This window comes from Burkholderia sp. MR1-5-21 (assembly GCF_053427715.1).
Genome location: NZ_JBSAXD010000027.1, coordinates 18,551 through 32,403, shown reverse-complemented (window position 1 = coordinate 32,403; position 13,853 = coordinate 18,551). Strand labels below are relative to the sequence as shown.

The following is a 13,853-nucleotide window of genomic DNA, read 5'->3' as shown; positions in this document are numbered from 1 at the left end:
GCGGCGCCGGATTACATCGAACCAGAACAGGACATGACGCCATGACTACCGAGGACAATCGCGAAGCGATCGACGTGCTGATTGCGAACGGCTGCGTGATCACGCTCGATCCGCAGCGGCGCGTGATCGAGAGCGGCGCGGTCGCCATCAACGGCGAGCGCATCGTCGCCGTCGGCGACACCGATGCGCTGCAGGCGCGCTATCGCGCGGCGCGCACGATCGACGCGCACCGCAAGGCCGTGCTGCCGGGCTTCATCGACGCGCATGCGCACGCAGGCCACGCGATGCTGCGCACGATCGGCGGCGCGGACGGCGATGCGTGGTCGGCCGCGGCTGAAACGATCTACACGCGCGCGTCGGACGAGGCATTCTGGGAGGCCGAGTCGCATCTCGCGGCGCTCGAGCGCCTGAAGGCCGGCGTGACGACCGGCGTGTCGCTGCTCGGTGGCGGCAACTCGATCATGCGCGTCGACGATCCCGTCTACGCGCGGCGCCATTGCGACGCGGTCGTGCGCACCGGCACGCGCTCGATCGTCGCGGTCGGCCCGTCACGGCCGCCCGCGCCGCGCGCGTATACGCGTCACACGCCGGACGGCAGCGACACGCGCGAGATCGATTTCGACATGATGTACGACGTGTGCACGGAGATCGTCGACACGTGTCATGGCGACGCGGACGGGCGGATCCGGATCGCGCTCACGCTGCCCGTCTACGGGCCCGAGCACGATCCGGAGCTCGCGCAGTACGAGCGCGACTTCCGCGAGCAGGCCGCGCGCTACGGCGCGCTTGCACGCGAGCGCGGACTGGCGTTCACGCAGGATGGCCACCGGGCCGGCACGCTCGCGTTCGCGCATCGCGAACTCGGGCTGCTCGGCCGCACGTCGTTCATGTCGCATTGCATCGACCTGACCGACGATGACATCGCGGCCTGCGTGGAGACGGGCACCGCGATCGTGCACAACCCGAGCGCGATCATGTCGATCATCGGGCGCTGCCCGGTGCCCGAGCTGATCGATGCGGGCGTCACCGTGGCGATCGCGTCGGACGGCGCGGCGCCCGATCGCGGGTACGACATGTTCCGCCACATGTGGCAGTGCATGCACTACCATCGCCGGCACTTCCGCGATCCGGACGTGCTGCCGCACGGCAAGGTGCTGGAGATGGTGACGATCGACGCGGCGAAGGCGTTGTCGATCGACCATGAGGTCGGCTCGCTCGAGGCGGGCAAGCTCGCCGACATCATCCTGGTCGACCTGTTCCGGCCGCACATGATGCCGATGAACATGCCGGTCTATCGCGTGACCTGCTTCGCGAACGCGGCCGACGTGTGCATGACGATGGTCGGCGGCCGGATCCTGATGGAGGACCGGCGCGTGCTGTCGGTCGACGAGCACGCGGTGCTCGAACGCGTGACGGAAGTCGCGGAAGCGACGTTCGCGCGCAGCGGGCTGCGTCATCTGCTCGACGAGCCGGCGACGCTGTGGGGGCGCAGCCATTACTGAGCGTCAATGCGCGGCCGGCTCACACGCTCATTTCAGCGAGAATCTGTTCAGCGAGAAAATCGCAGGGCGGCCGGCCGGACCGGGCGCTGCGGGCAAGGACGACTTCGAGTTCATCCAGGGGCGGCAACCCTTCGTTCTGCGATAGCTGAACGAGGTGCCCCGGCACGCTGCATTTTGCGAGGGGGGCGATCGCGAGCCCTGCTTCCACCATGCTGATCAGGCACATCAGGCTCGGGCTTTCGTAGGACATCCGATATTTGATGTTTTCCCGCTGAAGTGCGCTGATGGCATTTGCACGCGCGGTGCTGCCGTGTGCAAAGACGGCGATCGGAAGCGGGCGTTCCTTCCACACCTTTCGTGCGGGCGATCCGGCCCACACCATGGGCTCGAACCGGATGAATTCGCTCGCGACACCCTTCGTTTTCGTGATGCAGGCCAGGTCCAGCGTGTTGTCCTTGAGCAATGGAACGAGCGCGCTGCTCGGCAGGCCGATGACCCGAATTTCGACACGCGGATGCGCAACCGCGAACTTTCCCAGCACCTGGGGCAGCAGCGACGCGGCGTAGTCATCGGGCACGCCGATGGTGACGCGGCCCTTCATCTCGGGGCGAACGACCGACGCCCAGGCTTCATCCCGCATCGCAAGCATGCGGCGGCCATAGTCCACGAGCGTCTTGCCGTCCGCGGTAATCGTGACGTGACGCGTGCTTCGCACGAACAGCGGCTTTCCGAGCGCCTCTTCAAGCGCCTTGACCTGCATGCTGACCGCCGACGACGACCGATGCACGGACTCCGCGCCTCGTACAAACGATCCCGTATCGGCAACCGCCACGAGCATCTCGAGTACGTCCAGATCGAGCTTCTTCATTTTGGTAAGAAAATCTGATTAATCATTTCAGTTTAATTCGTTTTACGCGTTTATGCAGCAAGCCGATACTATGATCGACGATCATCCGGGGAGCGCGACCATGCACGGAACGGCATCGATTTACGGATTTCTGGCAGTCGGCGGAATGCTTGCCGTGACGCCGGGCCCGAACATGGTCTACGTGATGTCGCGCTCGATTGCGCAAGGGCGTGCGGCCGGGCTTGTTTCGCTTGCGGGCGTCATGCTCGGCTACCTTTTCTACATGTTCGGCGCAGCGTTCGGCATCACGGCGCTTTTCTTGAGCGTGCCTTATGCAGGCAGCGTGTTGGGCGCGGGGGGCGCCGTGTATCTGTTCCATCTGGCGTGGCAGGCCGTGAAGCCTGGCGGCCGTTCTCCGCTCGAAGTTCGCGATCTGCACCGGGAGCAGCCACGCCGGCTCTTCGCGATGGGCGCCGCGACGAGTCTATTGAATCCGAAGCTTGCGATGATCTTTCTGTCTATCCTGCCGCAATTCATCAACGCCCAGGATGGCAGCGTTCTCAGGCAGTCGCTCGTGCTCGGTGCGTCGTTGATTGTCGCGTTCGCATCGATCAATGGCTTCGTGGCAGTCTGCTCCGGCGGCATGGCGACGTTCCTCGCCCGTCGCCCCGGACTTTTGCTGGCTCAGCGCTGGATGATGGGCGTGATGCTGTTTGTGCTGGGCGCACACATGGCCGCAGACGCGTTGAAGGCGGCAGGCATCTACTGAATTTTGGCCGGCGCATGCGCCGGCCTCTCCGTCAGTTGTAGATATCGAACGAGAAGTACTTCTTCGCGATGCGCTGATAAGTCCCATCCTGAATCATGCTGGCAAGTGCCTGATTGATCTGCAGGCGCAGCGCGTCGTCGTCCTTGCGCACGCCGATCGCGGAGCCGACGCCGAGCGTCTTCGGATCATGCAGCGGCGGGCCCGCGAATTCGAAGCCGGCGCCCTTCGCGGTCTTCAGGAAGCCGAGGTCGGCCTGCACCGACGACTGCAGCGACGCGTCGAGCCGGCCCGCCAGCAGGTCCTGGTAGACGAGATCCTGCGTCTGGTACGTGCGGACGACGACGCCCTTCGGCTCCCAGTACGTGCGCGCGTAGGTCTCCTGCGTCGAGCCCTGCTCGACGCCGACGCTCTTGCCCGTCAGCGACTCGGGCGTTGGCTGCAGGTTCGAGCCGCGCCGTGCGACGAGCCGCGGCGGCACGTTGTTGATCTTGTCCGTGAACGCGATCTGCGCGAGGCGCTTCTCGGTCACGCTCATCGACGACAGCACGCCGTCGAACTTGCGCGCCTTCAACGCGGGAATCATCCCGTCGAACGCGTTCTCGACCCACACGCAGCGGACCTTCATGCGTTCGCAGATCGCATTGCCGAGATCGATGTCGAAGCCGACGAGCTTGCCGTCGGGCGCGAGCGATTCGAACGGGGCGTAGCTGGGATCGACGCCGAAGCGCAGGACCGCCGGGTCCTTCGCGTGCGCGGCGGCGGCCGTCAGCGCAAGCGCGACAGCCATGACGAGCTTTTTCATTGATGTCTCCATGTCTCCGATTGATGTAATTGCATCGACAGCGGTTGCGTGGCCGGTCTGCATGACTGCCCGCGGCCGGCCGCGCCGCGGACAGGCGAACGGGTTCCGGCCGGATGCCGTCGCCGTCCGGGTTCGGTTCAGCGCGCGGCGCCGACGATGCGCGCCATGCTGCGCCGGTAGCTGGCAGGAGAGAGCGCGGCGTTCAGCGCGGCCATCGCGACGACCACGGCGACGTGCATCCACCACGCGATCGCGAAGCCGCCGCCCGCGTCGCGCAGCCAGCCGATCAACCAGGGGCTCGCCGCGACGATCAGGAAGCCGACGCCCTGCACGAACGCGGCGAGCGCGCCCGCGAGCCGCGCGTCGGGCACATGGTCGAGCGTCACGATCAAGCTCATCGAGAAGAAGCCGCCGAGGCCGAGGCCGACGCTCGCGACCCAGAACCACGGCGCGGACGTCGGAAGTGCGGCGAACCCGGCGAAACCGGCAGCCTGCAGCGCGAGCGTGAGCCACAGCACGTTGCGCCGGTCCGGCGAATGTTTCGCGAGCATCGGCATCGCGAGCGCGCCGGTTGCCTGGAACAGGGCCATCCATGCAAGCAGGTTGCCGCTCGCCTGCGGACTCATGCCGCCGCTGCGGTAGAACGCGGGCAGCCAGGCGACGAGGCTCGCATAGCCGCTGTTGCTGAGACCGAAGAACAGCGCGAGCTGCCATGCGCGCGCACTGCGTGCGAACGCGGCGACGGAGGCCGATGCCGTGGCGGCGCGCACCGCATCGCGCGGCGCCTTCGCGCGCCACAGCACGAGCGTGACGAGCGCGGGCACGGCCCACACCGCGAGCGCGAGATGCCAGCCGCCACGGGCGGCGAGCCACGGGCCCGCGATCGCGCCGAACGCGCCGCCGCCGACCAGCGCGGCCGAATAGAGGCCCATCGCGAGCGGCAGCCGGTCGACGAGCCAGCGCTTCGCGAGGCCCGGTACGAGCGCCTGGATCACCGCGACACCGGCGCCCGCGACCGCGGCGCTGGCGATCAGGCCCGCACTGCCGGCCGTCCACAGGCGCGACGTGCAGCCCGCGGCGATCAGCAGCAGCGCGGCACTCAGCGCGCGCTGCTCGCCGACGCGCCGTGCGAGTCCGACCCCGACGCCCGCGACCACGCCCATCAGCACGAACGGCAGCGTGGTCAGCAGCGCGGCGGCGCGAAAGCCGAGGCCCGTGTCGGCGCGCACGAGGTCGAGCACGGGGCCGAACGCGGTCAGGAACGGGCGCAGGTTGAGTCCGGCCAGCACCAGCAGCGCCAGTGCACCATAGGACACGGAAACCGCGTGCGGTCGGCGAACGGCTTGCGCGGTGCCGGGGTCAGTCATCGGGATGCTCCAGGGAGGGCGGGCCATTGGCCCGGTCATGCGATGGAGAAAGGGTAAAGGCGCGCCTCGCCAGTTGAAAATTAAATATTCGACTGGGCGTCAGTGGGGAATGCGATGAGTGTGGCGTGCTGTGGCGAGGGCGGATGGAAGCGGCCGCTGGCGCTGCGGGGCGTGCGCCAGGGCCAGCGACGTGAGTGTCAGGACGCGCTCTTCTGCTTGGTTCTCGTCGCGCGCGATTCGGTCTCAGCCGCGCATGCCCGCCACGTCGGCGCCCGGCGGCGTCGGCGCATGGTCGGCGATCAGGTGCTCGGCCTTGAGCGCGTCCCATAGCTCCGCCGGAATCGGCGCGGCCGCGAGACGCAGGTTCTCGTCGATGCGATCCGGCCGGCTCGCGCCGGGGATGGCCGCCGCGACGGCCGGGTGCGCGAGCGAAAACTGCAGCGCCACGGCCCGGATATCGACGCCGAAGCGCTCGCAGATCTGCCGGATGCGCGCGACGCGATCGAGCATCGCCTGCGGCGCCGGCTGATACTCGAAGTGGGTGCCGCCGGCCAGCACGCCGGAGTTGTACGGGCCGCCGACGATGATGCCGAGCCCGCGCTTGACGCTCGCCGGCATCAGCCGTTCGAGCGCGCCTGCGTGATCGAGCAGCGTGTAGCGTCCGGCAAGCAGGAAGCCATCGGGATCGCTGCGCTCGAGCGCGAGTTCGCACGGTTCGATGCGGTTCACGCCGAGGCCCCAGCCCCGGATCACCTTTTCGTCGCGCAGCCGCGTCAGCGCCTTCGCTGCGCCCGACATCGCGACATCGAAGACGTCGCGCCACTGCTCGCCGTGAAAGTCGACGGCCGGATCGTGAATCCACACGGTATCGAGGCGGTCGGTGCGCAGCCGCTCGAGGCTCGCTTCGATCGAACGCAGCGTGCCGTCCTCGGTGTAGTCGTAGACGATCTTGTTCGGCAGCCCGTGGCGGAACAGGCCGCCTTTCTCGCCGAGGTCGCGTTGCGACGCGTCCTCGTGTTCGTCGAGGATCAGCCGGCCGACTTTCGTGCCGAGTGAATACGCGTCGCGCGGGCGGCCCGCGAGCGCTTCGCCGAGCCGCAGTTCGGCAAGGCCGGCGCCGTACAGCGGTGCGGCGTCGAAATAGCGGATGCCGCTGTCCCATGCGGCGTCGACCGTGGCGAGCGCTTCGTCGTTCGGGATGTCCCGGTACATGTTGCCGAGCGGTGCAGTCCCGAAACCGATGCGGGAGGGGAGTGTGATTCTCATGGGATGTCTCGTAGGGAGAAAACGGCCGTGGTGATCGGCGGATCGCGACCGCGTTGATGTTGAGTTGCGTGGAGCCGACGTACGGCGGCTGGCCCGGCACGAACAGGATCGTTCAGGCGGCGGCCTCGGCCAGCGTCGGGTAGTCGGTCAGCCCTTGCGCGCCGCCGCCGAACAGCGTGTCGCGGTGGTGCGGCGCGAGCGGCGCGCCGATGCGCAGGCGCTCGGGCAGGTCGGGGTTCGCGACGAACGGCCGGCCGAACGCGATCAGGTCGGCCCAGCCCGCCGCGATCGCCTCGCGTGCGCGTTCGGCCGTGTACTGGCCTGCATAGATCAGCACGCCCGGAAAGGCGGCACGCAGCTTGTGCTTGAATTCGACGGGCATCAGCGGCGCGTCGTCCCAGTCGGCTTCGGCGATGTGCAGGTAGCCGACGCCGAGTTCGCCGATCAGCTTCGCGGCGGCGAGATACGTCGTTTCCGGATCGTTGTCGACGCAACCGTTAAGCGTGGTGAGCGGCGCGAGGCGGATGCCGACGCGCGATGCGTCGCCCGTGCCTTCGATCAGCGCCTGCGTGACTTCGCCGAGGAACCGCAGCCGGTTCTCGAGCGAGCCCCCATAGGCGTCGGTGCGCGTGTTCGCGTTCGAGTCGATGAACTGGTTCACGAGGTAGCCGTTCGCGCCGTGCAGCTCGACGCCGTCGAAGCCGGCTTCGATCGCATGACGGGCGGCGGTGCGGTACTGGCCGACGACGTCGCGAATCTCGTCGACGGTCAGCGCGCGCGGCGCGGACGCCTGCACGAAGCCCGGCGTGCTGCCGTCCTCGCCGGCGATGAACACCTTCACGCCTTCAGCCTGGATCGGCGACGACGACACCGGCTGCTCGCCGCCGAGCAGGCTCGTGTGGCTCAGCCGGCCGACGTGCCAGAGCTGCGCGACGATGCGGCCGCCCGCCGCGTGGACGGCGTCGGTCACCTTGCGCCATCCGCTGACCTGCGCCGGTGTGTGGATGCCGGGCGTCCATGCGTAGCCCTTGCCAAGCGGCGCGACATACGTGCCTTCGCTGACGATCAGGCCGGCGCCCGCGCGTTGCGCGTAGTACGCGGCCATCAATTCGTTGGCTTCGTCGCCGGGCCGGCTCGCGCGCGAACGCGTCATCGGCGGCATCACGATGCGGTTCGGCAGCGTCAGCGCGCCGAGTCGCAGCGGTTGAAACAGAGGGTCCTGGGTCATGATGTGAGTCCTGTCGGAGCCGCGGCACACCCGCCGCGGCAAGTCGAATCGAATGAGCTGCGGCGCGTTCAGTCCCACTTCGGCGCGAGGCCGGCGGGATCGACTTCGCGGCCGTTGCGCTCGAGCGCGGCGATCTGTGCCATGTCGTCGTCGGTCAGTTGCAGCGTCTGCGCGAGCAGGTTGCTCGCGAGGTTCTCGCGCTTCGTCGACGAAGGAATCACCGAGTAGCCGAGGCGCAGCGCCCACGCGAGCGCGACCTGCGCTGGCGTCGCCTGATGCCGTTGCGCGATCGCGCCGATCACGGGGTCGCCGAGCACCTTGCCGTACGCGAGCGTCATGTACGACGTGACGTGAATCCCTTCGCGCTGCAGAAAGTCGACGAGCTTGCGGTTCTGCAGATACGGGCTGAGCTCGATCTGGTTCGTCGCGATCGCGTCCTTGCCGACCGCGGCGATCGCCTGCTTCGTCAGTTCGATGTTGAAGTTCGAGATACCGATCTGGCGCGTCAGGCCTTTCGCTTTCGCGTCGGCGAGCGCGGTCATGAACGCTTCGATCGACACGCCGTTGCCCGGGGCCGGCCAGTGGATCAGCGTCAGGTCGACATGGTCGGTGCGAAGCTTCGCGAGGCTCTCTTCGAGGCTGGCCACCAGCCTTTCCGGTGCGTAGTTGTCGACCCAGATCTTCGTCGTGAGGAACAGGTCTTCGCGGCGTACGCCCGATGCGGCGATCGCTGCGCCGACTTCGGCTTCGTTGCCGTAGATCTGCGCGGTGTCGATCGCGCGGTAGCCGACTTCGAGGCCGTTGCGAACCGAATCGATGACAACCTGGCCTTGCAGGCGGAAAGTGCCGAGGCCGAATGCGGGAATCTTGCTCATGGTGTGCTCCTTGGAAGAGAGGAAACGGGTTGATCCGTCGGGTTTCGATGGAAATGGGGAAGCACGCCGCGCGTCAGTGTGTCGAGTGAGGGGACATGGCCGAGATCCGGTCAGCGCGCGCGCAGGCTGCCTTCGAGGCGATAGAAGTCGAGCGTCGGCGCGGTGAAGAACGAGCGCGACGTGCCGGCCGCGAAATCGTCGATATGGACGACGGTGGCGCGATCGGCCTCCTGCCACGAAATCGCGTAGGTTTCGCCGGCGACGTGCTGCCACGTGTAGGCGACTTCGCCCGTCGCGCCCGTGAACGCGCCTTCGGTGATTTCGTAGCGCATGTGGACACCGTCGTCGGCATACGCGTTGATGGCGGTGAGCCCGTCGTAGCGGACTTCGAAAGTCTTGCCGGCAAACGGCGGGCGTCGGGTCGGTGCGTTCATGATGATGATCTCCTGGGGAAAAGGCAGGGTGTTCAGTGAGCGAGTTCAACGGGTTCGGCGGGTTCGGCGGTGCGCGCGGGCAGGCCGTCGCGCGCGTCGAGCGAGCCGCTCAGCGCGGTCAGCGCGAACGCGCCGAGCGTGACGGCCGCCGCGATCCACGGCGTATGGCCGAGTCCGATGTGCGCGACGATCAGCCCGCCGAGCGACGAACCGCCTGCGACGCCGAGGTTGAACGCGGCGATGTTGAAGCCCGACGCGACATCGGTGGCGTCCGGCGCGAAATGGCGCGCCTGCTTGACGACGTAGACCTGCAGGCCCGGCACGTTGCCGAACGCGACCGCGCCCCATGCGAGCATCGTGGCGACCGCGAGCCATGCGACGTGGACCGTGAAGGTCAGCGCGAGCAGCACGACCGCGAGCAGCAGGAAGATCCGCTTGAGCGCCTTGACGGGGCCGACGCGGTCCGCGAGCCTGCCGCCCCAGACGTTGCCGTACGCGACCGACACGCCGTAGCCGACGAGCACGAGGCTGACCTGCGACGGCGTGAAGCCGGCGATCTGTTCGAGCAGCGGCGCCATGTAGGTGAACGCGATCAGCGAGCCGCCGTAGCCGACGGCCGTCATCGCGAAGACGAGCAGCAGACGCGGTTGCGCGAGCACGCGGAATTGCCGGGCGAGCGGCGCGGGCGGCGTTTGCGCGAGACCGCGCGGCACGAACGCGACGGCGCCGATGAACGCGACGAGCCCGAACAGCGCGACGATCAGGAACGTCGCACGCCAGCCGAAGTGCTGACCGATGAAGGTGCCGAGCGGAATGCCGGCGACGAACGCGACGGTCATGCCGCTGAACATCGTCGCGATCGCGCTCGCGGCCTTGTCCTTCGGCACGAGCGTCGTCGCGATAATCGAGCCGACCGAGAAGAACACGCCGTGCGCAAGCCCGGTGAGGATGCGGGCGACGATCAGCGATTCGTAGCCGGGCGCCTGCCACGCGACGAGGTTGCCGATCGTAAACAGCGCCATCAGCGCCGCGAGCAGCGTCTTGCGCGGCATGCGGCCCGTGAGCGCGGTGAGGAGCGGCGCGCCGACCGCGACGCTCAGCGCGTAGAGACTGACGAGCAGGCCCGCGGACGGCAGGCTGACGCCGAGATCCGACGCAATCGTCGGGATCAGGCCGACGATCACGAACTCGGTCGTCCCGATCGCAAACGCGCTGATGGTCAGCGCAAGCAGGGCAAGGGGCATGATGGACGTTCCTGGTTCCGGTGAGGATGCCCCGCACTGTGCCTGCTTTACTTTTGCGGAAAAACTGGTCTATAAACCAAATTGTTTTGATTTGAAATCAACAATGAAGATCACGCTAGATGAACTCCAGGCCTTCGCGACCGTGGTCGATACGGGGTCGATCACCGCGGCCGCGCAGCAGCTCGATCTCACCGTGTCGGCGACGAGCCGCACGCTCGCGCGGCTCGAGGAAAAGCTGAAGACCACGCTGCTGCGCCGGACCACGCGCCGCCTCGAACTGACCGAGGAAGGGCGCGCCTTTCTGCAAAACGCACGGGCGATCATCGATTCGGTCGAAAGCGCGGAGGAGCAGATGCTCGCGCGGCGCGAAAAGCCGTCCGGGCGGCTGCGGGTCGACGCCGCGTCGCCGTTCATGCTGCACGTGATCGTGCCGCTCGTGCGCGGCTATCGCGAGCGGTATCCGCAGGTGGCGCTGGAGCTGAACAGCAACGAGGGCATCATCGATTTGCTCGAGCGGCGCACCGATGTCGCGATCCGGATCGGCCGCCTGAAGGATTCGACGCTGCACAGCCGGCTGATCGGCAACAGCCGGGTGCGCATCCTCGCGAGCCCCGCGTATCTCGACGCGCACGGTCAGCCGCGCAAGGCCGACGAGCTTGGCAAGCATGCGCTGCTCGGCTTCAACCAGCCGGAATCGCTGAACGTGTGGCCGATTCTCGGCGCCGACGGCGAGCCGTACCGGATCGAGCCGGCCGTGTGCTCGTCGAGCGGAGAGACGCTGCGGCAACTGGCGCTCGACGGCGCCGGCATCGTCTGCCTGTCGGATTTCATGACCGCGCAGGATCGCGAAGCGGGGCGTCTCGTGCAGATCCTCGCGCGCCATACGCAGGACGTGCGGCAGCCGATTCAGGCCGTCTATTACCGGAACACGGCGATCTCGGCGCGGATCGCGTCGTTCGTCGACTACCTCGTCGAGGCGCTCGCCGGCAAGCTCCCCGCGCGGCAGGCGGCCGCGTGGACGGTTCAGTGAACGACGCGCGCGCCCCATCTTTCCGCTGCGGACGGAATTGTCACCGTGCAGGTCGTCCCGCGGCGAGAAACGTGCGGTCCGGAGGCGTGTCGACGCGAACGCGCGCCGGGGTGCGCTGCGCGAGCCGAATCCGCGTTCAATACGTCATGTGAATCAGCGGAAACGGCCGGCCTGCCGAGTCCGTTTCAGAGCGGCCGATATCCCGGAAGCCGTAGCGGCGATAGAACGCATGCGCGTGCGGGTTCTGCTCGTTGACGTCGACGCTCAGGTGCGCATGCCGCGCCCGGACATGATCGAGCAGTCGCGTGCCGACGCGCTGGCCGAACAGATCGGGATCGACGAACAGCATCTCGACCTGCGCGTCGTTCACGCCGATGAACCCGGCGATGCGGCTGTCTCCGGTTTCCGCGACCCAGACGGCGACGCTCGGCAGATAGAGGTCGCGAACCTGCGGGTACAGGTCGGCGATGTCACGTTCGCTGAGAAACGCGTGGGTCGCCTTGACGGCGCGGTGCCAGATGTCCAGCAGGGACGGGTTGTCTTCGGGCTTTCGTTCTCGGATGGTCATGGTTGTTGTTGTGAGCGCACGGCGGCGAAAGCGGACGATTTTATCGAGAATCCGGCGAGACATTGACCACCGCTATCGGGCGTTCTCTCTCTTTTCGATCAGCGTCCTGACGCGCTCCCGATCCTCCACGGCCACCGGTGTGAAGATCACGAGACACAGATCGGGCCGCCCGTTCACCGCGAACGCCGAATATTCGAGCGCGATCCGCCCGACGGCCGGATGGTGGATCTCCTTCGTTCCTTCGTCGTGCGCGCGCACGTCATGGTCGCGCCACATCGCGTCGAATTCGGGGCTCAGCCCGCGCAGCTCGTCGACGAACGCCTGGACGGCCTGCGTCGCGCCGCTGCGCGCGGCATCGGCGCGGAACGCGGCGACCGCGAAGCGCGCGACGCCTTCCCAGTGCGACTGCGCGTTGCGCACGCGCGAATCGAGAAAAATCAGCCGCAGGATGTTGCGCCGTTCCGGGGCCAGCGCGCCGTAGTCGGTCAGCGTCGATGCCGCCGCGCGGTTCCACGCGACGACGTCCCACGTGGCCGTCCGCACGATCGCGGGGCTCGTCTCGAGCGAATCGAGCACGTGCTGCAGCCGCGCCGTCACGCCGCCGGCCGCCTCGTAGCGAACCTCGGGCAGATGGCCGAGACCGAGCAGGAACAGATGCTCGCGTTCGACGCCGGTCAGCATCAGCGCACGGGCGATCCGGTCCAGCACGTCGGCCGACGGCGCGCCGCCGCGGCCCTGTTCGAGCCACGTGTACCACGCGGCGCTGACGTGCGCGCGCTGCGCCACTTCCTCGCGCCGCAGGCCGGGCGTGCGGCGCCGCGTCGTCGGCAGCCCGAGCGCCGCCGGGTCGAGCTTCTCGCGGCGATCGCGCAGGTAGGTGCCGAGCTGGTTGTCGTGTGCGTCCGCCATAGCCTGTTAGTCCGTTTACCGGTAAACCGTCACGACTTCACCGCGATCGGCCGTCGACAGATAGTAATCCTTCACCCATCACCGAAGGATTTCACCATGCGTGTCTTTGTCACTGGCGCGTCGGGGTTCGTCGGCTCCGCCGTCGTTGCCGAACTGATCGCCGCCGGGCACGACGTGCTCGGCCTCGCGCGCTCCGATGCCGCTGCGGCGTCCGTCGCCGCGACGGGCGCGACCGTCCATCGCGGCTCGCTCGAGGATCTCGACAGCCTGAAGCGCGGCGCCGCACAAGCCGACGGCGTGATCCACACCGGCTTCAACCATGACTTCTCCCGCTTCGCGGAAAACTGCGAACTGGACCGGCGCGCGATCGAAGCGCTCGGCGCGGCGCTCGAAGGGTCGGGACGTCCGCTCGTCGTGACGTCGGGCCTCGCGCTTGTCGCGCCCGGCCGGGCCGCAACCGAGGACGATCCGCCGGTGCCGGCGTCGCCGACGTACCCGCGCGCGTCCGAGGCGACCGCGGCGGCCTATGTCGCGCGCGGCGTGTGCGCATCGGTCGTGCGTCTTCCGCCATCCGTGCACGGCGACGGCGACCACGGCTTCGTGCCGCGCCTGATCGGCTTCGCGCGCGAGAAGGGCGTGTCGGCGTACGTCGGCGACGGGCTCAATCGCTGGCCCGCGGTGCACCGGCTCGACGCCGCGCGCGCGTACCGTCTTGCAGTCGAGCGCGGCGCGGCCGGCGCGCGGTATCACGCGGTGGCCGAGGAGGGGGTGTCGTTCAGGGAGATCGCGGCCGTCATCGGCCGGCGCCTGAACGTGCCGGTCGTCGCGAAGTCCGCTGAAGCGGCGGCCGAACACTTCGGCTGGTTCGCGATGTTCGCGGGCATGGATGCGCCGGCGTCGAGCGGACGCACCCGCGCGCTGCTCGATTGGGCGCCCGCGCAACCGGGGCTGATCGCCGACGTCGACCGGCCGCGCTATTTCGAGGCCTGAGCGGCGTCGGCGGGACGCGCAT

At 68.0% G+C, this 13,853-nt stretch carries 14 protein-coding genes; 4 read left to right on the top strand and 10 right to left on the bottom strand.

Annotated elements, in window-relative coordinates:
• Nucleotides 1-41: 41 nt before the first annotated feature.
• Nucleotides 42-1,502 carry an amidohydrolase family protein gene (locus ACV229_RS29850; protein ID WP_448086678.1) on the top strand — a complete coding sequence of 487 codons (1,461 nt, stop codon included), beginning with the start codon at nucleotides 42-44 and terminating at the stop codon, nucleotides 1,500-1,502.
• Nucleotides 1,503-1,521: 19 nt separating this feature from the next.
• Here ACV229_RS29850 and ACV229_RS29845 read toward each other — a convergent pair whose 3' ends face one another.
• On the bottom strand, nucleotides 1,522-2,370 hold the full coding sequence (locus ACV229_RS29845) for a LysR substrate-binding domain-containing protein (RefSeq protein WP_448086677.1): 849 nt from the start codon (nucleotides 2,368-2,370) through the stop codon (nucleotides 1,522-1,524).
• Between the two features lie 100 nt (nucleotides 2,371-2,470).
• Here ACV229_RS29845 and ACV229_RS29840 point away from each other — a divergent pair, with 100 nt between their 5' ends.
• Nucleotides 2,471-3,118: a LysE family translocator gene (locus ACV229_RS29840; protein ID WP_448086757.1), complete on the top strand. Its 648-nt coding sequence runs from the start codon at nucleotides 2,471-2,473 to the stop codon at nucleotides 3,116-3,118.
• A gap of 31 nt (nucleotides 3,119-3,149) precedes the next feature.
• Here ACV229_RS29840 and ACV229_RS29835 read toward each other — a convergent pair whose 3' ends face one another.
• The 7 genes from ACV229_RS29835 to ACV229_RS29805 all read right to left on the bottom strand — a co-directional run bounded on the left by ACV229_RS29835 (nucleotide 3,150) and on the right by ACV229_RS29805 (nucleotide 10,334).
• Nucleotides 3,150-3,920 (bottom strand): ABC transporter substrate-binding protein, encoded by a 771-nt coding sequence (locus tag ACV229_RS29835; RefSeq protein ID WP_448086676.1) that lies wholly within the window; start codon nucleotides 3,918-3,920, stop codon nucleotides 3,150-3,152.
• 137 nt (nucleotides 3,921-4,057) lie between these two features.
• Complete coding sequence (locus ACV229_RS29830; protein ID WP_448086675.1) at nucleotides 4,058-5,287, bottom strand: cyanate transporter; 1,230 nt, start codon at nucleotides 5,285-5,287, stop codon at nucleotides 4,058-4,060.
• Nucleotides 5,288-5,530: 243 nt separating this feature from the next.
• Nucleotides 5,531-6,553 carry an aldo/keto reductase gene (locus ACV229_RS29825; RefSeq protein ID WP_448086674.1) on the bottom strand — a complete coding sequence of 341 codons (1,023 nt, stop codon included), beginning with the start codon at nucleotides 6,551-6,553 and terminating at the stop codon, nucleotides 5,531-5,533.
• Nucleotides 6,554-6,665: 112 nt separating this feature from the next.
• Nucleotides 6,666-7,781 carry an alkene reductase gene (locus ACV229_RS29820; protein ID WP_448086673.1) on the bottom strand — a complete coding sequence of 372 codons (1,116 nt, stop codon included), beginning with the start codon at nucleotides 7,779-7,781 and terminating at the stop codon, nucleotides 6,666-6,668.
• 68 nt (nucleotides 7,782-7,849) lie between these two features.
• Nucleotides 7,850-8,656, bottom strand: a complete 807-nt coding sequence (gene dkgB / locus ACV229_RS29815) for a 2,5-didehydrogluconate reductase DkgB (protein ID WP_448086672.1) — start codon at nucleotides 8,654-8,656, stop codon at nucleotides 7,850-7,852.
• Between the two features lie 110 nt (nucleotides 8,657-8,766).
• A complete protein-coding gene (locus ACV229_RS29810; RefSeq protein WP_448086671.1) occupies nucleotides 8,767-9,090 on the bottom strand; it encodes a MoaF-related domain-containing protein in 324 nt (107 codons plus the stop codon).
• 32 nt (nucleotides 9,091-9,122) lie between these two features.
• Nucleotides 9,123-10,334, bottom strand: coding sequence for an MFS transporter (locus ACV229_RS29805; RefSeq protein ID WP_448086670.1), 1,212 nt, complete (start codon nucleotides 10,332-10,334; stop codon nucleotides 9,123-9,125).
• A 103-nt stretch (nucleotides 10,335-10,437) separates the two neighbouring features.
• Between ACV229_RS29805 and ACV229_RS29800 the strand changes: the two genes are divergently transcribed.
• Nucleotides 10,438-11,364 (top strand): LysR substrate-binding domain-containing protein, encoded by a 927-nt coding sequence (locus ACV229_RS29800; protein ID WP_448086669.1) that lies wholly within the window; start codon nucleotides 10,438-10,440, stop codon nucleotides 11,362-11,364.
• A gap of 136 nt (nucleotides 11,365-11,500) precedes the next feature.
• Here the strand turns inward: ACV229_RS29800 and ACV229_RS29795 are convergent, their stop codons facing one another.
• Together ACV229_RS29795 and ACV229_RS29790 are read right to left on the bottom strand one after the other, a co-directional pair.
• Nucleotides 11,501-11,932: an acetyltransferase gene (locus tag ACV229_RS29795; RefSeq protein WP_448086668.1), complete on the bottom strand. Its 432-nt coding sequence runs from the start codon at nucleotides 11,930-11,932 to the stop codon at nucleotides 11,501-11,503.
• A 72-nt stretch (nucleotides 11,933-12,004) separates the two neighbouring features.
• Nucleotides 12,005-12,841: a helix-turn-helix transcriptional regulator gene (locus tag ACV229_RS29790; RefSeq protein ID WP_448086667.1), complete on the bottom strand. Its 837-nt coding sequence runs from the start codon at nucleotides 12,839-12,841 to the stop codon at nucleotides 12,005-12,007.
• A gap of 96 nt (nucleotides 12,842-12,937) precedes the next feature.
• On the opposite strand from ACV229_RS29790, the gene ACV229_RS29785 reads away from it, so the two are divergent.
• A complete protein-coding gene (locus tag ACV229_RS29785; RefSeq protein WP_448086666.1) occupies nucleotides 12,938-13,831 on the top strand; it encodes an SDR family oxidoreductase in 894 nt (297 codons plus the stop codon).
• Nucleotides 13,832-13,853 lie beyond the last annotated feature (22 nt).